A 21,117-nucleotide genomic window follows, 5' to 3' on the forward strand; every position below is an offset into this window, starting at 1 on the left:
TACGGCGCCCGAGGGGGCCTCCGGAAAGGCCCTTCAGCGGTCGCGTTCCTCACTCTCGTACGGGAATATCCGCCGCTGCTCCAGCTCCTTCACCAGATCCTGGAACTCCGAGCGGATCCAGTCCCTTGTGGCGACCTCGCCCAGGCCCATCCGCAGCGCCGCGATCTCCCGCGTCAGGTACTCCGTGTCCGCGATCGACCGTTCGTTCTGGTTGCGGTCCTGCTCCAGGTTGACCCGGTCGCGGTCGTCCTGCCGGTTCTGCGCGAGGAGGATCAGCGGCGCCGCGTAGGACGCCTGGAGCGACAGCACCAGGGTGAGGAAGATGAACGGATAGTTGTCGAACCGCAGATGCCCCGGCACGGTGGTGTTCCACAGCACCCACAGCACGATGACGACCGTCATCCAGACGATGAACCGGCCCGTCCCCAGGAACCGTGCGATCCGCTCCGAGGTGCGCCCGAACGCCTCCGGGTCGTACGCGGGCAGCCAGCTGCGCCGCCGCACCCTCGGCAGGTCCAGCCGCACCCGCGGCGTGTGCGCCACCCGCTCCTTGGCCCGTTCCTCACGGGTGCGTTCAGTGCCCATCGGCGGCCTCCGGCAGATCGCTCATGCCCAGTGCACCGGAGTGCAGCTCGGTCTCCCGCCAGTCGTCCGGCAGCAGGTGGTCCAGCACGTCGTCGACGGTCACGGCGCCCAGCAGCGCGCCGCTCTCGTCCACCACGGGCGCGGCGACCATGTTGTAGGTCGCCAGATAGCTGGTGACGGAGGGCAGCGGGGTGTCCGGCGGCAGCGGCCGCAGATCGGTGTCCACGATCGACCCGACGAGCGTGAACGGCGGGTCGCGCAGCAGCCGCTGGAAGTGCACCGTGCCCAGGTACTTGCCCGTCGGCGTCTCGTCCGGCGGCCTGCACACGTAGACCTGCGCGGCCAGCGCGGGGGAGAGGTCGGGGTTGCGGACCCGCGCGAGGGCGTCGGCGACCGTGGCGTCCGGGCGGAGCACGATCGGCTCCGTGGTCATCAGGCCGCCCGCCGTCCGGTCCTCGTAGGCCAGCAGCCGCCGCACGTCGGCCGCGTCGTCCGGCTGCATCAGCGTCAGCAGCCGCTCCATGTCGTCCTCGGGCAGCTCCGACAGCAGGTCGGCGGCGTCGTCCGGGTCCATGGCCTCCAGGACGTCGGCCGCGCGCTCCTCCTGGAGCTTGCCGAGGATCTCGATCTGGTCGTCGTCCGGGAGCTCCTCCAGGACGTCCGCGAGCCGGTCGTCGTCCAGCGCCGCCGCCACCTCCGCGCGCCGCTTCGGCGACAGGTGGTGCAGCACATTGGCGAGGTCGGCCGGGCGCAGCCGCTCGAAGGTGGCCAGGAGGTTCGCCGCGCCCTGCCCGTGCTCCTCCAGCGAGAAGCCGGTCACCGCCGACCACTCCACCGTCAGCGTCTCGCCCTTGCGGCGCAGCGCCCCGCCCTTGCCCTTGCGGACGAAGACCTTGTCGATCTCCCAGTCCCGGCGGGCCGGCAGCCGGGTGATCGACACGTCGAGGACGGTGACCTCCTCGCCCCCGTCGGCCAGCCGCACCCGGCGGTCCAGCAGCTCGCCGACGACCAGCGTCTCCGTGGGCCGCTGCTCGAAGCGCCGCAGGTTGATCACGCCGGTGGTGATGACCTGGCCGGACTCCACGCCCGTCACCCGGGTCATCGGCAGGAAGATCCGGCGGCGGCTGACGACCTCCACGACCAGCCCCAGCACGCGCGGTGGCCGCCCGCCGACGCGCAGCATCGCCACGAGGTCCTGCACCCGGCCCACCTGGTCGCCGTTGGGGTCGAAGACGGCCACGCCGGAGAGGTGCGAGACGAACACCCGGTGGACGCCTCCCGCCATGGCGCGTCCTCCTTCTCCGGGCTCCCGAAGGGGCGATGTCCGGTTTCAGGCTAACGTGACCGGCTTCTCCCCGGCGCGGGAGAGAGGGCCGTACGGAGCCCCGGCTTCCGCCCCCGTACGGCCCGGGTACGCTGCCGTACTCCATCGGTCACAGGAGGCATGAGCAGACGTGCGAACCCGGAAGGCGGCACTCGTCGGAGCGCTCTGCGTCGGCCTGTCCGCCGCGCTCACGGCCTGTGGCAGCGGGGCCACGGACCCCGACGCGGGCACCAACGGCGTGGGCAAGCTCGACGCCGCGAAGATCCAGGACAAGGCCCGCGAGGCCGCCCGGGGCGCGGACGCGGTCCATCTGTCCGGCAACGTCGTCAGCCAGGGCCGCACGTACAAGATCGACATGCGGCTGAAGAAGAACGGCGGGACCGGGCAGCTCTCCACCGGCGCCACCGCGTTCGAGCTGCTGCGGGTCGGCGACGAGCTCTACCTCAAGGCGCCGGCGGCGTTCTGGTCGCAGGGCAGCGGCGGCGGCGCGGCGGGCGGCAAGCTGGAGAAGAAGTATGTGAAGGTCCCGTCCGGCGACCCCTCCTACCAGCAGTTCAAGGGCTTCACCGACAAGGACGTCCTGCTGGACGGCCTCCTCGGCCTGCACGGCAAGCTCACGCGCGGCGACCACGGGACGGTCGCCGGGGTCCGCACGATCCGCGTCACCGGCGGCAACGGCAGCGGCGGCACGCTCGACGTCTCCCTGACGGGCACGCCGTATCCCGTGCGGGTGCAGCGGGCCGGCGGGGCGGGTCAGCTGGAACTGGGCGACTGGGGCCAGGACTTCGCCCTCTCCGTCCCCGACAAGGGCGCCACGGTCGACTACGGCAAGAAGATCCCCACCGGGGCGGACCCGTCCTCGGGCAAGCCCTAGGCCGGCCCTCCGGAGCCCGAGCGTGCGGTCAGCCCCGGCGGCGCCGGCCGCGCAGCAGCCGCGGCAGGGCCGCGGGCATGGGCAGGCGCGTGGTGGCCGCCGTCGGCAACGGCACCGCGGCCAGCGCCCCCGAGGGCAGCTCCACCGTCGAACCCGTCGGCTCCAGGCGGAGCACCCGGCACTCCGTGGCCCAGCGCTCCTCGATCCGCTCCGCGTCCGGGGCGTTGAGCCGCTTGCCCTTGAGCTCGGCGACGGCGGCCGTCCACTCCTCGCCCCGCACCGCGGGCTCGCCCACGAGCGCGGTCCACGTCACCAGGCGGCCGCCCTTGTCCTTGCTGCGCACCGTCACGGTCGCCCGCGCGCCGTCCGTGAGCCCGAGATCCTCCAGCGGCTGCTCGCCGGGCCCGCCGACGAGGTGGGCGGCGCCCTCGTGCCACACGTGCCACAGCGCACGGCTGGGACCCGTCGGACCCTGCACCCAGATGAGGCCGGACTTCTTGGTGGCCTCTTCGATCAGCGCCAGCGTCTGCGTCATACGGTCACCTTATGCCGCCTACGCTGGACGGGTGATGACTGCCCGGACCGCCAGGACTGCCAGGACCGCCCGCAGGGGCCCCGCCGCCCCGCCGACGGCGCCAGGCCCGGGCGCCGCGTCCCCGGTCCGTACGGACATCGTCCTGCTCGCCGTGGCCATCGCCGGGATCTCGCTCTCCGCGCCGCTCACCGCGACCATCGCCGCACCGGCCCTCGCCATCGCCTTCTGGCGCAACGCCATGGCGGTCGGTGCCCTCACCCCGCTCGCGCTCGTGCGCCACCGCGGCGAGCTGCGCGGCATGGGGCGCCGGGCGGTGCTGCTGTCCCTGGCCGCGGGCGTGCTGCTCGCCGTGCACTTCGCGGTGTGGCTGCCGAGCCTGCGGATGACCTCGGTCGCGTCCTCGACCGCGCTGGTCACGACGACCCCGATCTGGACGACGCTCCTGCTGCGCCTGCGCGGCCACCGCCCGCCCGCGCTGGTCTGGGCGGGCACCGGGCTCGCCTTCCTCGGTGTCGTGATCCTGACGGGCGTCGACTTCGCGGTATCCGCCCGCGCGCTCGCCGGGGACGCGCTCGCACTCGCGGGCGGCATCGCGGCCGCCGGGTACGTCCTGCTGGGCGCGGAGGTGCGGCGGACGGTGGGCACCGTGGCGTACACCTACGTCCTGTACATCACGACGACGGTCCTGCTGCTCGGCACCTGCCTGCTGTCCGGCGCCTCGCTCGGCGGCTACAGCGGCGGTACGTGGCTGAAGCTGGCCCTGCTGACGGTCACCGCGCAGCTGCTCGGGCACTCGCTCATCAACCGCGTCGTGAAGGGCCTCGGTCCGTCGGTCACCTCGACGGCGATCCTGCTGGAGACACCGGGAGCGGCGCTGATCGCGGCACTGTGGCTGAACCAGCTCCCACCGGCGGCGGCCTACCCGGCACTCCTGGTGATCCTGGCGGGCCTGACCCTGGTGATCAGAGGGGATCGCGGGGGCAGGTGATCGGGGCGAGGGCTTGGACGTGCCGCAGGTCGGCGACCATGTGCGGCAGATTCGGCCCGGCCGGCGATTGAGGCCGCTCGGGCCGCTGGGGGTACCTCCCAGCGGTAGCCGGGGGAGCAACGGACCGGCACCCGCAAACGCACCTTGCCCCCGGCTACAGCCACCCGTTCCGCTTGAAACCCCGGTGGATCGCGACACAGATCGCCACCGTCACGACCATCACTGTCGGGTAGCCGTACTTCCACTTGAGCTCGGGCATGTACGTGAAGTTCATGCCGTACACCCCGGCGATCATCGTCGGCACCGCGCAGATCGCCGCCCACGACGTGATCTTCCGCATGTCCTCGTTCTGGGCGACCGACGCCTGGGCCAGGTTCGCCTGGAGGATGGAGTTGAGCAGGTCGTCGAAGGACACGACCTGCTCGTGCACGCGCGCGAGGTGGTCGGCGACGTCGCGGAAGTACTTCTGGATGTCCGGGTCCACCAGCCGCATCGGCCGCTCGCTGAGCTGCTGCATCGGCCGCATCAGCGGCGAGACCGCCCGCTTGAACTCCAGGACCTCCCGCTTGAGCTGGTAGATCCGGCCCGCGTCACCACCGCGCGAGGACCCCTTGCTGGGCGCGGAGAAGACGTCGATCTCGACCTCGTCGATGTCGTCCTGCACGGCGTCGGCGACCGCGATGTAGCCGTCGACGACCTGGTCGGCGATGGCGTGCAGCACCGCGGAGGGCCCCTTGGCGAGCAGCTCCGGGTCGTCCTGGAGGCGGTGGCGCAGCGCGCGCAACGAGCCCTGGCCGCCGTGCCGGACGGTGATGATGAAGTCCGGGCCGGTGAAGCACATCACCTCGCCGGTCTCCACGACCTCGCTGGTGGCGGTCAGTTCGGCGTGCTCGACGTAGTGGATGGTCTTGAAGACGGTGAACAGCGTGTCGTCGTAGCGCTCCAGCTTGGGCCGCTGGTGGGCGTGGACCGCGTCCTCCACGGCGAGCGGGTGCAGCCCGAACTCCTGGGCGATGCCGGAGAACTCACGCTCCGTCGGCTCGTGCAGCCCGATCCACGCGAAGCCGCCGTCGGCCCGTACGCGCCGCATGGCCTCGGCCGGGCCGACGTGGTCGCTCGACCGCCTGCCATCGCGGTAGATGGCGCAGTCGACGACGGCGCTGCTGACCGAGGGATCCCGGGTGGAGTCGTACTCATAGGGAGTGGCACCCCGGCGCAGAGCGGGGCGGACGGCGGCACGCAGGTCGCGGATCATCGACATGGCAGGCTCCTTCACGGGCCGGCCGTCAGTCACGGGGGCGAGCGCAACGCTGCCCGGAACGTGGACGTAGTCCCATTGCGGAGGGTGTACGTCCGCAAAGCGGGCGGCGCTTCGCGTGGTGCGGTGGACTGACGGCAGTGCGCAAGAACTTCGCAGAGAACACGGAACAAAGCGAGAGAAGGCGCTCTTCCGTCAATTGCTGCGGGCGCGAAAGGACTTCCAGGGAGAATCCCGGCGAATTCCGGCAAAAGCGGCCGGTGCGGGAAGTCTTCAGGTCACAAGGAGCGCGTCCGGAGCGGAGGGACGGGAGAACTATCGGTACTGCACGGTCGACTAGGATCCACCGCAGCCCCACCTCCTCCGGCCGGTCCCCGCTGGGGGACGAACGTAACTCCCTGACCAGAGGCCAAGGCTAGCAGCCACTGGACCCGTCAATACCCTCCTTTGCCCGTTCGATACGCGTTCTATGCTCACTGCATGTCAGACGTTCTCGCACTGGTCGAGGCCCGGCTGCGGACAGCCCTGGGCGAACCGGACGCGCGTGCCGCGATCACCTTCCTCGGCACGGACCGGATCGAGGTTCTCCGCTTTCTCGACGGAGACGTCGTCCGCTACGCCACCCTCGGCATGTCCGCCCAGCCCATGGCCGACCCGGCCGCCGTTGTCACCGACCCCCTGCGCGGCCCTCGTGCCGAGCTGGTCCTTTCCGTGCGCGCCGGCCGCGCGGACACCGACAAGGTGCTCCGCCCGCTGGCCGTGCTCGCCGCGTCACCACAGGTGGAGGGCCTCGTCGTGGCGCCCGGCGCCTCGCTGGACACGGGCGAGCCGCTGTGGCCGGGGGCGCCCTTCACCTCCGTGCTCGTCGCGGAGTCCGGCGGCCTGGTCGAGGACCTCGAACTGGACGCCCCGATGGACCCCGTCCGCTTCCTCCCGCTGCTGCCGATGACACCGAACGAGGCGGCGTGGAAGCGGGTCCAGGGAGCGGCCGCGCTGGAGGAGCGGTGGCTGCGGCACGGCACCGATCTGCGTGACCCACTGCGGCCCGGGGTGCCCCTGGGGTGACGCTCCGGGGTGTCGGCGTCCGGACGGGTGATCATCCTTGACGCGACGGCGGCCTCGGAGGACCGTTGGGCCTTATGAGGGGCGAACCCAGTTGCCCGAAGTGCGGAGGCCGGGTGCGCGCGCCCGGTCTCTTCGCCGACTCCTGGCAGTGCTCCGTGCACGGCCCGGTGCACCCCTTGCAGCCGGTCGTTCCGCCGAGCGTCGAGGCGCTCGCCGTCGTCGTCAACCGTGCCCGGGTCCCGGTGTGGATGCCCTGGCCGCTGCCCGTCGGCTGGCTCTTCACTGGCGTGGTGTGCGCGGGCGACGACCGCAGCGGCGGCCGGGCCACCGCCGTCGCCTGCTCGGGGCCGAGCCCGCTCGGCGGCCCCGGCGAGCTGCTGCTCGTCGCCGAGGAGCTCGGCGTCGGCCTCGGCGCCCGCTACGCGGGGATCGACGGACCCGACCCCGGCCCCTATATCTCCGTCGACCGCTCTCCCCACGCCAAGGTGCACGCGGCGGGCCGCCCCACCCCCCTCTGGCACGTCGACGGCGCGCCCGAGGACCGGGCGGTCTTCGCGGGCGAGGCGCGCGGGCTGTGGCTGTGGGCGGTCGTCTGGCCGGAGCGCTCGGGCCTGCTGATGTACGACGAGCTGGTGCTCACGGATCTGCGCGAGGCGGGCGCGGAGGTGGAGCTGCTGCCCTGCGGGGCGCTGTCCCCGCGCCTGCTGGCGCCCTGACCGGGACGGCCCCGCGGGCGTAAGCGATCTCATAAGCCCGCAGGGGCCGGAGACTTCCGGTCGCCGGTTATCCTGAACCGGTCCCGTCCGTACCACTGCCAGGAGTCCGAGTCGTGCGCATCGATCTGCACACCCACTCCACGGCCTCGGACGGTACGGACACCCCCGCCGAGCTGGTCCGCAACGCGGCCGCCGCCGGGCTGGACGTCGTCGCGCTGACCGACCACGACGGGGTCGGCGGCCACGCCGAGGCCATCGCCGCGCTGCCCGCCGGGCTGACCCTGGTCACGGGCGCCGAGCTCTCCTGCCGCTTCGCGGGACCCGACGGCTTCGGCGTCCACATGCTGGCCTACCTCTTCGACCCGCTGGAGCCGGAGCTCGCCCGCGAGCGGGAGCTCGTGCGCGACGACCGGGTGCCGCGCGCCCGGGCCATGGTCGGCAAGCTCAACGAGCTGGGCGTGCCCGTCACCTGGGAGCGCGTCACGGAGCTCGCCGCGGGCGGTGCCGTGGGCCGGCCGCACGTGGCCAGCGCCATGGTCGAGCTGGGCGTGGTCGACACCGTCTCCGACGCCTTCACCTCCGACTGGCTGGCCGATGGCGGCCGCGCCCACGTCGAGAAGCACGAGCTCGACCCCTTCGACGCGATCCGCCTGATCAAGGCGGCGGGCGGGGTCGCCGTCCTCGCGCACCCCTTCGCGATCAAGCGGGGCAACTGTGTCTCCGAGCGCGGGATAGCCGAGCTGGCCTCGGCCGGTCTCGACGGCGTCGAGGTGGACCACATGGACCACGACGCGCCCACACGCGCCCGGCTGCGCGGCCTGGCCGCCGACCTCTCCCTGCTGGCCACCGGCTCCAGCGACTACCACGGAAGCCGCAAGACCTGCCGGCTCGGTGAGTTCACCACCGACCCGGAGATCTACGGCGAGATCACCCGCCGGGCCACGGGCGCGTTCCCCGTCCCGGGCGCCGGCGGCTGACCCCTCCCTCTTCCCGGTCCCTCCGGGCCGCGCGCGTGCCGACCGCACGTGCGTGACAGGGGGCACCTCCCAGCGGTAGCTGGGGGAACCTCTGTACGCCCCTGAGCACCTTTGCCGTGCGACCGGCGCGTACCGCTCGTACGCACTCCTCTGCCCACCGCCGTGCGCTGTCCCGCGCCCGCGTCCGCTCCCTCCCCCCCCCCAGCTCCTGCTCGCACCACTCTCGCAAGGCCTCACTGTGTTCGACTTCGCCGTCTTCGGATCCCTCTTCCTCACGCTTTTCGTGATCATGGACCCGCCGGGGATCACCCCCATCTTCCTCGCGCTCACCTCCGGCCGCCCGGCCAAGGTCCAGCGGCGCATGGCCTGGCAGGCGGCCGCGGTCGCCTTCGGCGTCATCGCCGTCTTCGGCATCTGCGGCCAGCAGATCCTGGACTACCTGCACATCACCACGCCCGCGCTGATGATCGCGGGCGGTCTGCTCCTGCTGCTGATCGCGCTGGACCTGCTGACGGGCAAGTCCGAGGAGCCCACCCAGACCAAGGACGTCAATGTCGCGCTCGTCCCGCTCGGCATGCCGCTGCTGGCCGGGCCCGGCGCGATCGTCTCGGTGATCCTCGCCGTCCAGCACGCGAACTCGGTCAGCGCCCAGATCTCGGTGTGGGTCGCCATCGCCGCGATGCACGTCGTGCTGTGGCTGGTGATGCGCTATTCGCTGCTGATCATCCGCGTCATCAAGGACGGCGGCGTGGTGCTGGTGACGCGGCTCGCGGGCATGATGCTCTCGGCGCTGGCCGTCCAGCAGATCATCAACGGCATCACCCAGGTCATCGCCAACCGCTGACCGCGCGGGCGCCGCACCCGGCGCGGCTCACCCGCAAACGCACGACACCCCCGTACGGTCCCGTACGGGGGTGTCGTGCACGTGGGAGTGCTCGCGCACTACCGGGCCGCGGTGTGGGCCGGGCGGATGTAGATGCGCTGGCCTGTTGACGCGGCCTGCTGCACGATCCTGTTGACGGAGGCGGCGTCCACGACGGTGCTGTCGACGGCGCTGCCGTCGATGTCGTCCAGGCGCATGATTTCGAAGCGCAAGGCTTCTCCCTTCGTCTGATCCTCCTGAGGAGAACTCCATGAGTAGGTGAACGAGAGTCGCGACGGTGCGACCTGCTCACATACGTGTCCAACGAGGTGATCACTTCAAACATTCCCTACGCTAAGGAAATTTTTAACGTGACTAATTACTGAGAGCTCGCACATGACCGACCACCCCGTCGCACACCCCCCGCAGACCCCGGACCTGGCCGCGATCACCGCGGGCATCGAGCGCACCAATGAGCTGCTCAACCGCGTCCTCGCCGAGGTCGCCACCACCCCCTCCACCCACGCGATCTTCGTGGACGCCGGCTACGTCTACGCCGCCGCGGGCCGGCTCGTCGCCGGCACCGAGGACCGGCGGTCCTTCGACCTCGACGCCGAAGGGCTGATCGAGGCGTTCATCGACAAGGCCCGCATGATCTTCCCCGACAGCAGGCTGCTGCGGGTCTACTGGTACGACGGCGCCCGGCGCCGCATCCACACCGCCGAGCAGCAGAGCATCGCCGAACTCCCCGACGTCAAGGTCCGCCTCGGCAACCTCAACGCCAACAACCAGCAGAAGGGCGTCGACTCCCTCATCCGCAGCGACCTCGAATCCCTCGCCCGGCACCGCGCCATCAGCGACGCCGCGCTCATCGGCGGCGACGAGGACCTCGTCTCGGCCGTCGAGGCCGCGCAGGGCTACGGCGCCCGCGTCCACCTCTGGGGCATCGAGGCCGTCGGCGGCCGCAACCAGGCCGAGCCCCTGCTCTGGGAGGTCGACAGCCAGCGCACCTTCGACCTCGACTTCTGCAAGCCCTACGTCGCCCGCCGCGCCGTACCCGAGCCCTACGGCGAGGCCGCCGCCCACCAGGCACCCGCGCCCAGCCGCGACGACGTGCGCTTCGTCGGCGCCCAGGTCGCCGCCCAGTGGCTGGGCTCCCGCGGCCGCGACACCCTCGCCGAGCTGCTGCCCGGCCACCCCTATCTCCCCGGCGCTGTCGACCAGGAACTCCTGGTGGAGGCCGAGGCACTGCTCGGCCTCTCGCTGCGCGGCCACGCGGACCTGCGCCGGGCGCTGCGCGACGGATTCTGGGACCACCTGGGCACCCAGTACTGAACATACGGAACCAGCGTGGCGCGTGCGCGTGCCGGAATGCGCGCGGGGACGGTGAGTGGAACCCTTGCTTCGGGTGGTCGTGGCCCCCGGGGCACGGCCACCCCAGAGTGCTGCCACCGTCCGGAATCCGGAAATCCCCGGAAGAGACCCCGAACAGAATCGAGGCGATCGGCCATGGCGTCGTCCTCCGACCGTGCCGTGCCGGGCGCGCCGTGCTGGGTGTCCCTGCTGACCCACGACCTCACCGCCGCCCAGGACTTCTACGGCCCGGTGATGGGCTGGACCTTCCGGTCCGGCAGGCTGGGCGAGAACTTCACCGTGGCGCTCGCCGACGGCAAACCCGTCGCCGGCATCGGCAACGTCGCCCGCACCATGGGCGTCGCCGTCTCCTGGACCTCCTACTTCGCCGTCGAGGACGCCGACGTGGTGGCCTCCCGCATCCGCGAGCGCGGCGGCACCGTCGCCGTCGGACCGATCGCCGTCGGCCACGGCCGGGCTGCCCTCGCCGCCGACTCCGCCGGCGCCGTCTTCGGCTTCTGGGAGGGCGAGACCCTCCGCGAGTGGCGCGTCGGCCGGGAGAGCGCGCCCGCCTGGCTGGAGCTGCGCACGCGCGACGCCTTCGCCGCCGCCATGTTCTACGGCGAGGTCTTCGAGTGGGCCACCGGCCGCCCCGACCGCTGCGAGGTGCGCTACGAGGACGACGCCGTGATGGTCCGCTCCGCCGGGCACACCGTCGCCTGCCTGCGCGGCGGCGCGGTGGAAGCGGCGCCCGACCCGAGGATCCGGCCCCGCTGGCACGTCTACTTCTGCGTCGACGACGTCGAGAAGGCCGTCGAGACCGCCCTCGCCGCGGGCGGCACGGTCGCCGCCGAGCCGGGCCAGTCCCAGGTGGGCCGCGAGGCGACGCTCCGCGACCCCCAGGGCGGGCTCTTCACCGTGACCACGAGCGGGGCGGGCGTCGCCCCGGATCCCTCGTAGACCGCCCTCAGACCACCAGGTCCCAGAAGCGCACGAGGGCCTCCGCCGTCGCCGCCGGGCGCTCCGCGTTGGGGGAGTGGCCCGCGCCCTCGACGACCGTACGGACCGCCGACAGCTCCTTCGCCATCGCGTCGATCGACGGCACCGGCCAGGCGTAGTCCAGGCGGCCGGAGAGTACGTGCTTGGGCAGCGGGACCGCCGCCAGCTCCGCCGTACGGTCCGGCTCGACGGTCAACTGGTGCCCGGCGGCGAGGAGTTGCTCCGTCGTCGTGAGCGTCCAGCGGCGGTGCAGGAACTCTTCCAGAGCGGGGTCCCGGGGCTCCGTGGCTGCCGTCTCCCGATCCTGTTCCTGCATCTCCCGCCAGACCGCTTCCTTGTCCAACTGCCCCAGGGCGGCGAGCAGTAGCCGGGTACGCGCCTGCTGCTCCGCCGCGATCGCCGCCGGGCCACAGCTCATGATCGTGAGCGAGCGGAAGGGCGAGGCGTCCAGCAGCACCGCCGCACGGCAGACCAGACCGCCGAACGAGTGCCCCAGCAGGTGCACTCCACCGCCGAGGGCCTCCGCCTGCGCGATGACGTCCCGGGCCAGCTCGTCCTGCGCGTACGCCGACGCCTCGCGCGGCCCCGCGCTCTCGTTCTGCCCCCGCCCGTCCACGGCCACCGCCCGATAACCGGCCGCCGCGAGCGGCTCCAGCAACGCGATGAAGTCCTCCTTGCTCCCGGTGAACCCCGGCACGAGCAGGACGGTGCCGCGGGTCGCGACCCCGGCCGCGTCCGGGAGGGCGTCGTGCGTCGCGAACTCGCCGCGGGGGGTGGGGAGGGGGCGGGCCTGGGCCTGAGGGGGCGGGGTGAGGAAGGGAGGGCGGCTCATGGGGGTGAGGCTAGCCGTTGGGTGGGGGCGGTTTGTTTGTGGGTGCGGCTTTGTTTGCGCCTGCGGCGGGGCGCCCTGCGGGCGCGGCCTCAAGCTCCCCCAGCTACCGCTGGGAGGTGCCCCCACGGGCTGGGTTGTGGCTGGGCCGGGGGCGTGGCCTCCGGGGCAGGGGTCCTGGACCGTATATTTACGGCGCGTTGCCCTCTGGGGTATTGATCACCCGGGGCTTGCGCCGCAAATACACGACAGCGTCCAGAACCCCTACCCCTGCGGCCCCACCCCCTCCGCCGGAGGGCAAGCTGCGGACCGTTCGGGGTGTCCTCCGGGCGACGGCCGTACGCCGCCGACGGCGGGTGGTTGGCACCGAAAAGGGTGCCCATCACCTTCTGAGTGCCGGGCGGTCGCGGGTGGGTGTGTCCCGCCGCGGTAGCGGCGGGCAGCCGACCGCGGCGGGCGGGGGGCGACGGTCCGCAGGGCCGCGGGTGGGTGTCTCCCCGTCGCGGTAGCGACCCGCCGTGGGACGGCGACGGCCGGTCACCCCGTCGTGGGGGACCGGCCGTCGTCAGAGGGTGAGCGTCAGCTCGTGGCAGTGGCCTTGGGAGCCGCCGCCTTGCGGGTGCGCTTCACCGGCGTCTCCGCCGCGTCAGCCTTGGGGGCCGCCGCCTTGCGCGTGCGCTTCGGCTTCTCCTCGGTGACCTCGGCGTCCGCCTCGGTCTTGGGGGCCGCGGTCTTGCGGGTGCGCTTCACCGGCGTCTCCGCCGCGTCGGCCTTCGGGGCCGCCACCTTGCGGGTCCGCTTCGGCTTCTCCTCGGCCTCGGCCGTTTCGGCCTCGACCTTGGGAGCCGCAGCCTTGCGCGTGCGCTTCGGCTTGGCTTCCGCCTCGGGCGTCTCGGCCTCGGCCTTGGGGGCTGCCGCCTTGCGCGTGCGCTTGGGCTTGGCCTCTGCTTCGGCCGTTTCGGCCTCGGCCTTCGGGGCTGCCGTCTTGCGGGTGCGCTTCGGCTTGGCCTCGGCCTCGGGCGTCTCGGCCTCGGCCTTGGGGGCTGCCGCCTTGCGCGTGCGCTTCGGCTTCTCCTCGGTGACCTCGGCGTCCGCCTCGGTCTTGGGGGCCGCGGTCTTGCGGGTGCGCTTCACCGGCGTCTCCGCCGCGTCGGCCTTCGGGGCCGCCGCCTTGCGGGTCCGCTTCGGCTTCTCCTCGGCCTCGACCGGAGTCGACTCCGTGGCCTGCGACGGGATCGTGGCCGTCGCCGCCGCCAGGGCCGCGGCCGCGGTCTCGACGGTCTGGAAACCGGCCTCGGTGTCGGTGGTCACCGGCTTCGCCACCCGCGCACGACGACGGCGCGGCTGCTCGGGCTCGACAGCGGCGGCCGGAGCCGGAACGGCCTCGGGCGTCGCGGTCACGGCGGGAGCCGAAGGTGCGGCCGACGACGCGCTGTGGCGCGTACGGCGACGGCGACGCGGCTTCGAGGGCGTCTCGGGAGCGCCCTCCGCCACGGGCCGGGCGGCGGGCTCGGCCACCGGCTCCGCCACGGCGGGCGTCGCGACGGTGGTGAGCGGCGCCTCGTCGCCGGCCGTCGCACCGCCACGGGTGCGGCGGCGCTGACGCGGGGTGCGGGTGCGCGCGGGGCGCTCCTCCGCCACGGGCGCCTGCTTCGGGCCGCGGCCACGGGCGCCACGGCCACCCGTCTCGCCGAGGTCCTCGATCTCCTCCGCCGCGAGCCCGGCACGGGTCCGCTCGGAGCGCGGCAGTATGCCCTTGGTCCCCGCGGGGATGTTCAGCAGCTCGTAGAGGTGCGGGGAGGTGGAGTACGTCTCCTCCGGCTCGTCGAACGGCAGGTCCAGCGCCTTGTTGATCAGCTTCCAGCGCGGGATGTCGTCCCAGTCGACGAGGGTGACGGCCGTACCCGACTTGCCCGCGCGGCCCGTACGGCCGATGCGGTGCAGGTAGGTCTTCTCGTCCTCGGGGGACTGGTAGTTGATGACGTGCGTGACGTTGTCGACGTCGATGCCTCGGGCGGCGACGTCGGTGCAGACCAGCACGTCGACCTTGCCGTTGCGGAAGGCGCGCAGCGCCTGCTCGCGGGCGCCCTGGCCGAGGTCGCCGTGGACCGCGCCGGAGGCGAAGCCGCGGCGGGCCAGCTGGTCGGCGATGTCGGCGGCCGTCCGCTTCGTACGGCAGAAGACCATCGCGAGGGCGCGCTCCTCGGCCTGGAGGATGCGGGAGACCATCTCCGGCTTGTCCATGTTGTGCGCGCGGAAGACGTGCTGCTCGATGTTGGCGACGGTCTGGCCCTCGTCGTCCGGCGCGGTGGCGCGGATGTGCGTGGGCTGCGACATGTAGCGCCGCGCGAGGTTGATGACGGCGCCCGGCATGGTGGCCGAGAACAGCATCGTCTGGCGCTTGGCGGGCAGCATCATCATGATCCGCTCGACGTCGGGCAGGAAGCCCAGGTCGAGCATCTCGTCGGCCTCGTCCAGGACGAGCGCCTTGATGTGCGAGAGGTCCAGCTTCTTCTGGCCCGCGAGGTCGAGCAGTCGGCCCGGGGTGCCGACGATGACGTCGACGCCCTTCTTGAGCGCCTCGACCTGCGGCTCGTAGGCACGGCCGCCGTAGATCGCCAGCACGCGTACGTTGCGGACCTTGCCGGCGGTGAGGAGGTCGTTGGTGACCTGCTGGCACAGCTCACGGGTGGGGACGACCACGAGCGCCTGCGGGGCGTCGGTGAGCTGCTCGGGCTTGGCCCGGCCGGCCTCGACGTCCGCGGGGACGACGACGCGCTCCAGCAGGGGAAGGCCGAAGCCCAGCGTCTTTCCGGTGCCGGTCTTGGCCTGGCCGATGACGTCCGAGCCCGACAGGGCCACGGGGAGCGTCATCTCCTGGATGGGGAAGGGGTGGACGATGCCGACGGCTTCAAGGGCTTCGGCGGTCTCGGGAAGAATCCCGATTTCTCGGAAGGTGGAGAGAGTAGACAGGATCTTGCCTCTTCTGTGAGACGCGGCGCGAGGCGGCGAAGGGGGTCGTACGTACCGCGCCGGGGTACTGTCCGGCCTTGGAGAAGCCGGGTGACGCGCGGGACCACTGCCTTCGCTCTTGCACACGTGCCGCGAGCGGATCCCTCCAAGCGCATACGTCTCGCATGCGCCGCGCGGAGGGCGGTCGGTTTTGGAAGCCGATCGGGCCACCGACCGGGCATCCGCTGGGGATCCGGGGGCCGGGCGAGTGACGCCACCGGAAGACACAGCATGGGACAGCCCGCCGAATACTCGGCAGGCGCATTACCACTGTACCCCGGAAACACGCATGTGTGTCCGGACAATCCTTCGGACAGATGAGGAGGAACTGGCTGACCAGGGCCTTCCCCCTGATCCCAGGCGGGCTATTGTGCGCTCCATGGAGACGCCCGACAACGCTGAGAACGCCACCGAGCCCGTAGCCGCACACACCGGAATCGCCGCCCAGGACTGGTCCCGGGCATCCGCCGACCCGCAGTACCGGGCGGCGGTCGTGGACCTGCTGGGCGCCCTCGCCTACGGCGAGCTGGCCGCCTTCGAGCGGCTCGCGGAGGACGCCAAACTGGCGCCGACGCTGGACGACAAGGCTGAGCTGGCGAAGATGGCCGCGGCGGAGTTCCAGCACTTCCAGCGGCTGCGCGACCGCCTCGCGGCCATCGACGTGGAGCCGACCGGCGCGATGGAGCCCTTCGCGGCGGCGCTGGACGAGTTCCACCGCCAGACCGCGCCCTCGGACTGGCTGGAGGGCCTGGTCAAGGCGTACGTCGGCGACTCGATCGCCAGCGACTTCTACCGCGAGGTCGCCGCCCGCCTGGACTCCGACACCCGCGCGCTGGTGCTGGCCGTCCTGGACGACACCGGCCACGCGAGCTTCGCGGTCGAAAAGGTGCGCGCCGCGATCGAGGCGGAGCCCCGGGTGGGCGGCCGGCTCGCGCTGTGGGCGCGGCGCCTGATGGGCGAGGCGCTCTCGCAGGCGCAGCGCGTGGTCGCCGACCGTGACGCGCTGTCGACGATGCTGGTGGGCGGCGTGGCCGACGGCTTCGACCTCGCCGAGGTCGGCAAGATGTTCTCCCGGATCACCGAGGCGCACACCAAGCGGATGGCCGCGCTGGGCCTGGCGGCCTGACTCACCTCGCCCGTCCGGCTGCGTGCGGCGCACGACGCGCCCCCGGAGCCGGGCGGGCCCGGGTCAGGCGGTGGCTGATCGGCGGGGCCGGTCGCCCTGCCGCACCAAGAGGGACAGCAGCGCCACGGAAACGCCGAGCGAGACGGCCAGGACGGCCGGCGCGTGGCCGGGGCCCAGCACGGAGTGGCCGATCAGGGCGCCGAAGAGCGCGGCGACCGGACCCGTGGCCAGCGCCAGGCTCCGGGGGCGGAACTGCCCGTACCGCGCGGGCAGCCAGCGCAGGGCTCCGTAGGAGACGGCGAGGCCGATGAGGACCGAGCCGAGCGCTTCCCAGAGGATCATGGTCACTTCCTCCCGTGCTGAGATCGTGCGAGATCGAGGAGCAGGTGCAAATCGGTCGAAGCCGTACTACCCCTCCGGGCGGCCCGGCAACCCTCCGCGGCGCTGCTCCTGACCCTTATGACAACAGCGGGGCCCCGGTGAATTCCTCACCGGGGCCCCGCCGTTCGCTGCTGCGTCCGCGCTCGCTCAGAGAGCGCTGAAACCGACCTTACGGGTGGTCGGCTCGCCGATCTCCACATAGGCCAGCCGGTCGGCCGGAACCAGGACCTTGCGGCCGTGGTCGTCCACCAGGCTCAGCAGCTGCGCCTTGCCGCCGAGCGCGTCGGCAACCGCACGCTCGACCTCTTCGGCAGACTGCCCGCTCTCGAGAACGATCTCGCGGGGCGCGTGCTGCACGCCGATCTTGACCTCCACGGCTTATGTCCCTCCGAAGGTTTGGGGTCCCGTACCTTCCACACATTAGCCCGGTACGGGCACGAGCCGAGCGGGTGCGTCCACGCTGGCAGCGAACAGTGCCCGCCCGGGACGGACGGCGGACGCGCTCTAGTGGTCGGCCGGGTTCTTCGGGAAGCCGGCGATGCCCCGCCACGCCAGCGACGTCAGCAACTGCACCGCCGTGTCGCGCGGCACGCTGCTCTCGCTGGAGAGCCAGTAGCGGGCGACGACCTGGGAGACCCCGCCGAGCCCGACGGCCAGCAGCATCGCCTCGTCCTTCGACAGGCCGGTGTCCTCGGCGATGACGTCGCTGATCTCCTGCGCGCACTCCAGCGACACCTTGTCGACGCGCTCGCGGACGGCCGGCTCATTGGTGAGGTCCGACTCGAAGACCAGCCGGAAGGCGCCGCCCTCGTCCTCCACGTACGCGAAATAGGCGTCCATGGTGGCCGCCACGCGCAGCTTGTTGTCGCTGGTCGAGGCGAGCGCGGTGCGGACCGCGGTCAGCAGGGCCTCGCAGTGCTGGTCCAGCAGGGCCAGATAGAGGTCCAGCTTGCCGGGGAAGTGCTGGTAGAGGACCGGCTTGCTGACGCCGGCGCGCTCGGCGATGTCGTCCATCGCCGCCGCGTGGTAACCCTGTGCGACAAAGACTTCCTGGGCCGCGCCCAGCAGCTGATTGCGTCGGGCTCGGCGCGGCAGACGCGTGCCTCGCGGCCGCGCCTCGGTCTGCTCGATGGCTGTCACGCCGCCTCCCATGATCGTTCCCTGCACGGTGTGCACCGCGCCCGCCATCGTACTTTTGGGTAACCGGGCCGTGCGTGGTCGGAGCGGAGAATTTCATGTACCGGACGCTGTGGGAAGTCAACAAAATCCTGACAATTGACGCGCAGCTCACTCCCTGCTCCCCGGCGTCGGCCGTACGGGGCCGCTCTCAGCGGTAGTCGTCCTCGTCCAGCTCCACCACCCTGGCCTGCTCGGCCACGTCGGCTTCGTTGGCGCTGTCCGGGTCGATGGCGGACAGCGGATCGTCCCGGCGCGGTGCGATGTCGGCGTGCTGCTCCGCGGCGTCCGCCTCCGGGGCCTCGACGTCGAACTCCGTGACGTCGGTCGCTTCGTCGAAGGTTTCCGGGTCGGACGGGTCAACGGTCATGCGGTACCCCTTCTCAGGGAGGAAGCCCTCTTACTCCGTGGTACGAGCCTAGGAGAGGCGGCCCCGCGACGCCAGGTGATCTGTGACGCCCGCCACAGAAGTCCCGGCGTGATCGTCTCGTAACATTGCCCGCATGTCTTCGACCGAGTCGCCCGATGCCCGCGCCGTCCCCGTGGTGCCGCCCGGGCGGCCCTCGTGGGTCAGCCGGGGCGAGGAGGTCCGCACGGTGACCCTGCCGGGCGTCACCATGTCGGTGCGCTCCCGGAAGCCCGCGCAGGAGGGGCTGCCGCCCGCGCTCTACGTGCACGGGCTCGGCGGCTCCTCGCAGAACTGGTCCGCGCTCATGGACCGGCTCGCCGGTCACGTCGACGGCGAGGCCCTCGACCTGCCGGGCTTCGGCGACTCACCGCCACCGGACGACCGGGACTTCTCCATCACCGGCTGCGCCCGCGTGGTCATCCGCTATCTGGACGCCCGTGGACGCGGGCCCGTGCACCTCTTCGGCAACTCGATGGGCGGGGCGGTCGCCACGCGCGTCGCCGCCGTCCGCCCCGACCTGGTCCGCACGCTCACCCTGATCTCGCCCGCGCTCCCCGAGCTGCGCCCGCAGCGCACGGCGGTGCCCACCGGACTGCTCGCCGTGCCCGGGATCGTCTCCCTCTTCGCCCGCGCGACCAAGGACTGGACACCCGAGAGACGTACGCGCGAGGTGCTCGCACTCTGTTACGGGGACCCCGGCCGGGTGGCACCGGAAGAATTCGAACGGGCGGTCGCGGAATTCGAGCGGCGGCTGGAGCTGCCCTACTTCTGGGACGTCATGGCGCGCGCCGCGCGCGGCATAGTCGACTCCTACACCCTCGGTGGCCAGCATTCGCTGTGGCGTCAGGCGGAGAAGGTGCTTGCCCCTACGCTGCTCGTCTACGGAAAGCGCGACCAGCTCGTCTCCTTCCGCATGGCGCACCGCGCGAGCAAGACTTTCCGCGACTCGCGGTTGCTGACGCTCCTGGAATCAGGACATGTCGCCATGATGGAGGACCCGGACGCGGTGGCTCGTGCCTTCCGCGACCTCCTCACGGACACCGCCGCCACTGCTGAACGGAGCGCTACGCCTCGTGGGTAAACACAGCGCACGCGCCTCCCATGCCACTCGCCGGCCCCCGGCCGCCGGGGCCGAGGGGGGCACGGGACGCCGATCGGCCCGGCCCGCCGAGGGGTCCGAGGCCGCCGAGGAGCCTTCCCCGGAGGATGTCGGTACGGGCGGGGACGGGTCGCGGGCGCCCGAGGAGCCGTCCGCGGGCGAGGGGCACCCCGAGCCGCGGACGCAGGGTGTCGGCTGGGGTGTCATCGGTGTGCAGCGCGGTCAGGACGCGGGCCGGGCGGCCGGCTACGGGGCCTCCTACAGCCCGGGGTACGCCGCTGAATTCGAGCCCGTACCCGAGTCTGCCCAGCACTCCACCGGATATGCGTCCGCGGCCTACTGGCAGGGCGGCGCGCCCGCCGCACCGGCCGCCACCGTCCCGGCCGCCGCTGCCGCCGCACCCGCGCGCGTGCCCGCACCGCGGCCCGAGACGAGCACCGCGGCCCCGCGGCGCCGGGCCGCTCCCGCGAAGTCCGGCCAGGGCGTGGCACGGACCGCGACGGGCGTCGCGGCCGCCCTGATTACCGCCGTTCTCGCCGTCATCATCGCAGGTCAGGTCGATGACAGCACGGACAGCAAGGCCCAGGCCCGGTCCGCTGACGTCGAGCGCGGCAGCCCGGACGCCGCCTCCCGCTCCGACAGCAGGCCGACGCCCAACGGCGGTGCCGCGGTCGCGGCCACCTATGAGGAGAAGATGGCCAAGAAGTACCCGCTGGACGAGAAGGCCCACGGATCGGGTGACTTCGAGACCGTGGGCGGCCACGACAAGGCCCCCGGTAAGGGTGAAGTGCTGCGGTACCGCGTTGACGTGGAAAAGGGGCTTCCGCTCGACGGCGAGCTCTTCGCGACGGCCGTCCAGCGGACGCTGAACGACGACCGCAGCTGGGGCCACGGCGGTACCCGTACGTTCGAACGCGTCTCCTCCGGTCACGCCGACTTCGTGGTCACCCTCGCCACTCCCGGCACGACGGCGGCCTGGTGCGCCAAGTCGGGCCTGGACACCACCGAGGACAACGTCTCCTGCGACTCCGCCGCCACCGACCGGGTCATGATCAACGCCTATCGGTGGGCGCAGGGCGCGCAGACCTACGGCGACCAGATGCACATGTACCGGCAGATGCTGATCAACCACGAGGTCGGTCACCGGCTCGGGCACGACCACGAGAGCTGCTCCAAGGAGGGCGCCCTGGCGCCGGTGATGATGCAGCAGACGAAGTTCCTGAAGTCGCCGGAGGGCGTCACCTGCCGGGCGAACCCCTGGCCCTTCCCCAAGGAGTGACCGGAGCGGCCGGTTCCATGAACCGGTATTCCGGCCCCACCTCCGGCATGTCCGGCATGTCGTGATCCAATGTCTCGTTCTGCGGGACGCCCCGTCTCTATGCCTGAGACACCTTTGCCACTGGGCGAAAATTCGTCCAGTGTTCTGCGCATGTCGCACCACCACGCCTCCGAGAACGCCGGCTTCGAGCTGGCGCTGATCGGCGTGGCCGCGCACGCAGTCGCCGACATTCTCTGTCGCTGAGACCGCACTTTCCCCCCGCGTACTTCC

The 21,117-nt window shown here is 72.1% G+C and carries 23 protein-coding genes; 12 read left to right on the forward strand and 11 right to left on the reverse strand.

Annotation, left to right across the window (positions count from 1 at the left end; all coding sequences use genetic code 11):
* Nucleotides 1–33: 33 nt before the first annotated feature.
* Nucleotides 34–585 carry a DUF1003 domain-containing protein gene (locus DXZ73_RS27570; RefSeq protein WP_116213733.1) on the reverse strand — a complete coding sequence of 184 codons (552 nt, stop codon included), beginning with the start codon at nucleotides 583–585 and terminating at the stop codon, nucleotides 34–36.
* Nucleotides 575–1,870 (reverse strand): magnesium transporter MgtE N-terminal domain-containing protein, encoded by a 1,296-nt coding sequence (locus tag DXZ73_RS27575; RefSeq protein ID WP_116213734.1) that lies wholly within the window; start codon nucleotides 1,868–1,870, stop codon nucleotides 575–577. Before DXZ73_RS27575 ends, DXZ73_RS27570 begins: the two co-directional genes overlap by 11 nt.
* Nucleotides 1,871–2,039: 169 nt before the next feature.
* Here DXZ73_RS27575 and DXZ73_RS27580 point away from each other — a divergent pair, with 169 nt between their 5' ends.
* On the forward strand, nucleotides 2,040–2,783 hold the full coding sequence (locus DXZ73_RS27580; protein ID WP_116213735.1) for a hypothetical protein: 744 nt from the start codon (nucleotides 2,040–2,042) through the stop codon (nucleotides 2,781–2,783).
* A gap of 28 nt (nucleotides 2,784–2,811) precedes the next feature.
* Here DXZ73_RS27580 and DXZ73_RS27585 read toward each other — a convergent pair whose 3' ends face one another.
* Nucleotides 2,812–3,318 (reverse strand): hypothetical protein, encoded by a 507-nt coding sequence (locus DXZ73_RS27585; protein WP_116213736.1) that lies wholly within the window; start codon nucleotides 3,316–3,318, stop codon nucleotides 2,812–2,814.
* A 34-nt stretch (nucleotides 3,319–3,352) separates the two neighbouring features.
* Here DXZ73_RS27585 and DXZ73_RS27590 point away from each other — a divergent pair, with 34 nt between their 5' ends.
* Nucleotides 3,353–4,306 (forward strand): DMT family transporter, encoded by a 954-nt coding sequence (locus DXZ73_RS27590; RefSeq protein WP_116213737.1) that lies wholly within the window; start codon nucleotides 3,353–3,355, stop codon nucleotides 4,304–4,306.
* Nucleotides 4,307–4,460: 154 nt separating this feature from the next.
* Here DXZ73_RS27590 and DXZ73_RS27595 read toward each other — a convergent pair whose 3' ends face one another.
* On the reverse strand, nucleotides 4,461–5,567 hold the full coding sequence (locus DXZ73_RS27595; RefSeq protein WP_116213738.1) for a magnesium and cobalt transport protein CorA: 1,107 nt from the start codon (nucleotides 5,565–5,567) through the stop codon (nucleotides 4,461–4,463).
* Between the two features lie 477 nt (nucleotides 5,568–6,044).
* Between DXZ73_RS27595 and DXZ73_RS27600 the strand changes: the two genes are divergently transcribed.
* The 4 genes from DXZ73_RS27600 to DXZ73_RS27615 all read left to right on the forward strand — a co-directional run bounded on the left by DXZ73_RS27600 (nucleotide 6,045) and on the right by DXZ73_RS27615 (nucleotide 9,166).
* Complete coding sequence (locus DXZ73_RS27600; protein WP_116213739.1) at nucleotides 6,045–6,629, forward strand: suppressor of fused domain protein; 585 nt, start codon at nucleotides 6,045–6,047, stop codon at nucleotides 6,627–6,629.
* A 74-nt stretch (nucleotides 6,630–6,703) separates the two neighbouring features.
* A complete protein-coding gene (locus tag DXZ73_RS27605) occupies nucleotides 6,704–7,345 on the forward strand; it encodes a DUF6758 family protein (RefSeq protein ID WP_116213740.1) in 642 nt (213 codons plus the stop codon).
* A 113-nt stretch (nucleotides 7,346–7,458) separates the two neighbouring features.
* Nucleotides 7,459–8,322 carry a PHP domain-containing protein gene (locus DXZ73_RS27610; protein WP_116213741.1) on the forward strand — a complete coding sequence of 288 codons (864 nt, stop codon included), beginning with the start codon at nucleotides 7,459–7,461 and terminating at the stop codon, nucleotides 8,320–8,322.
* A 238-nt stretch (nucleotides 8,323–8,560) separates the two neighbouring features.
* Nucleotides 8,561–9,166, forward strand: coding sequence for a MarC family protein (locus DXZ73_RS27615; RefSeq protein ID WP_116213742.1), 606 nt, complete (start codon nucleotides 8,561–8,563; stop codon nucleotides 9,164–9,166).
* 98 nt (nucleotides 9,167–9,264) lie between these two features.
* Here the strand turns inward: DXZ73_RS27615 and DXZ73_RS38390 are convergent, their stop codons facing one another.
* Nucleotides 9,265–9,417: a hypothetical protein gene (locus tag DXZ73_RS38390; protein ID WP_162890354.1), complete on the reverse strand. Its 153-nt coding sequence runs from the start codon at nucleotides 9,415–9,417 to the stop codon at nucleotides 9,265–9,267.
* 163 nt (nucleotides 9,418–9,580) lie between these two features.
* Here DXZ73_RS38390 and DXZ73_RS27620 point away from each other — a divergent pair, with 163 nt between their 5' ends.
* Complete coding sequence (locus DXZ73_RS27620; protein ID WP_116213743.1) at nucleotides 9,581–10,519, forward strand: NYN domain-containing protein; 939 nt, start codon at nucleotides 9,581–9,583, stop codon at nucleotides 10,517–10,519.
* A gap of 174 nt (nucleotides 10,520–10,693) precedes the next feature.
* A complete protein-coding gene (locus DXZ73_RS27625; RefSeq protein ID WP_116213744.1) occupies nucleotides 10,694–11,497 on the forward strand; it encodes a VOC family protein in 804 nt (267 codons plus the stop codon).
* A gap of 7 nt (nucleotides 11,498–11,504) precedes the next feature.
* Here the strand turns inward: DXZ73_RS27625 and DXZ73_RS27630 are convergent, their stop codons facing one another.
* Together DXZ73_RS27630 and DXZ73_RS27635 are read right to left on the reverse strand one after the other, a co-directional pair.
* Nucleotides 11,505–12,368: an alpha/beta fold hydrolase gene (locus DXZ73_RS27630; protein WP_116213745.1), complete on the reverse strand. Its 864-nt coding sequence runs from the start codon at nucleotides 12,366–12,368 to the stop codon at nucleotides 11,505–11,507.
* A 576-nt stretch (nucleotides 12,369–12,944) separates the two neighbouring features.
* Nucleotides 12,945–15,239 carry a DEAD/DEAH box helicase gene (locus DXZ73_RS27635; RefSeq protein WP_275898596.1) on the reverse strand — a complete coding sequence of 765 codons (2,295 nt, stop codon included), beginning with the start codon at nucleotides 15,237–15,239 and terminating at the stop codon, nucleotides 12,945–12,947.
* Nucleotides 15,240–15,756: 517 nt separating this feature from the next.
* Here DXZ73_RS27635 and DXZ73_RS27640 point away from each other — a divergent pair.
* Complete coding sequence (locus DXZ73_RS27640; protein WP_116213747.1) at nucleotides 15,757–16,503, forward strand: ferritin-like fold-containing protein; 747 nt, start codon at nucleotides 15,757–15,759, stop codon at nucleotides 16,501–16,503.
* A 63-nt stretch (nucleotides 16,504–16,566) separates the two neighbouring features.
* Here DXZ73_RS27640 and DXZ73_RS27645 read toward each other — a convergent pair whose 3' ends face one another.
* The 4 genes from DXZ73_RS27645 to DXZ73_RS27660 form a co-directional block, all read right to left on the reverse strand.
* On the reverse strand, nucleotides 16,567–16,845 hold the full coding sequence (locus tag DXZ73_RS27645) for a hypothetical protein (protein WP_205519241.1): 279 nt from the start codon (nucleotides 16,843–16,845) through the stop codon (nucleotides 16,567–16,569).
* A 186-nt stretch (nucleotides 16,846–17,031) separates the two neighbouring features.
* On the reverse strand, nucleotides 17,032–17,259 hold the full coding sequence (locus DXZ73_RS27650; protein WP_116213748.1) for a DUF3107 domain-containing protein: 228 nt from the start codon (nucleotides 17,257–17,259) through the stop codon (nucleotides 17,032–17,034).
* A gap of 129 nt (nucleotides 17,260–17,388) precedes the next feature.
* Nucleotides 17,389–18,024: a TetR/AcrR family transcriptional regulator gene (locus DXZ73_RS27655; protein WP_116215896.1), complete on the reverse strand. Its 636-nt coding sequence runs from the start codon at nucleotides 18,022–18,024 to the stop codon at nucleotides 17,389–17,391.
* A 187-nt stretch (nucleotides 18,025–18,211) separates the two neighbouring features.
* The gene (locus tag DXZ73_RS27660; RefSeq protein WP_116213749.1) at nucleotides 18,212–18,430 is read right to left on the reverse strand and encodes a hypothetical protein; all 219 of its coding nucleotides are present in this window, start codon (nucleotides 18,428–18,430) and stop codon (nucleotides 18,212–18,214) included.
* Between the two features lie 133 nt (nucleotides 18,431–18,563).
* Between DXZ73_RS27660 and DXZ73_RS27665 the strand changes: the two genes are divergently transcribed.
* The 3 genes from DXZ73_RS27665 (at nucleotide 18,564) to DXZ73_RS40310 (ending at nucleotide 21,090) form a co-directional block, all read left to right on the forward strand.
* Entirely contained in the window at nucleotides 18,564–19,550 is a 987-nt protein-coding gene (locus DXZ73_RS27665; RefSeq protein ID WP_116213750.1) for an alpha/beta fold hydrolase, read from the forward strand.
* On the forward strand, nucleotides 19,543–20,847 hold the full coding sequence (locus tag DXZ73_RS27670; protein ID WP_116213751.1) for a DUF3152 domain-containing protein: 1,305 nt from the start codon (nucleotides 19,543–19,545) through the stop codon (nucleotides 20,845–20,847). The genes DXZ73_RS27665 and DXZ73_RS27670 overlap by 8 nt, the downstream gene beginning before the upstream one ends.
* A gap of 150 nt (nucleotides 20,848–20,997) precedes the next feature.
* Nucleotides 20,998–21,090 (forward strand): Ms4533A family Cys-rich leader peptide, encoded by a 93-nt coding sequence (locus tag DXZ73_RS40310; RefSeq protein ID WP_311775550.1) that lies wholly within the window; start codon nucleotides 20,998–21,000, stop codon nucleotides 21,088–21,090.
* Nucleotides 21,091–21,117 lie beyond the last annotated feature (27 nt).

The organism is Streptoverticillium olivoreticuli subsp. olivoreticuli (assembly GCF_003391135.1).
GTDB classification, from domain to species: Bacteria; Actinomycetota; Actinomycetes; order Streptomycetales; family Streptomycetaceae; genus Streptomyces; species Streptomyces blastmyceticus.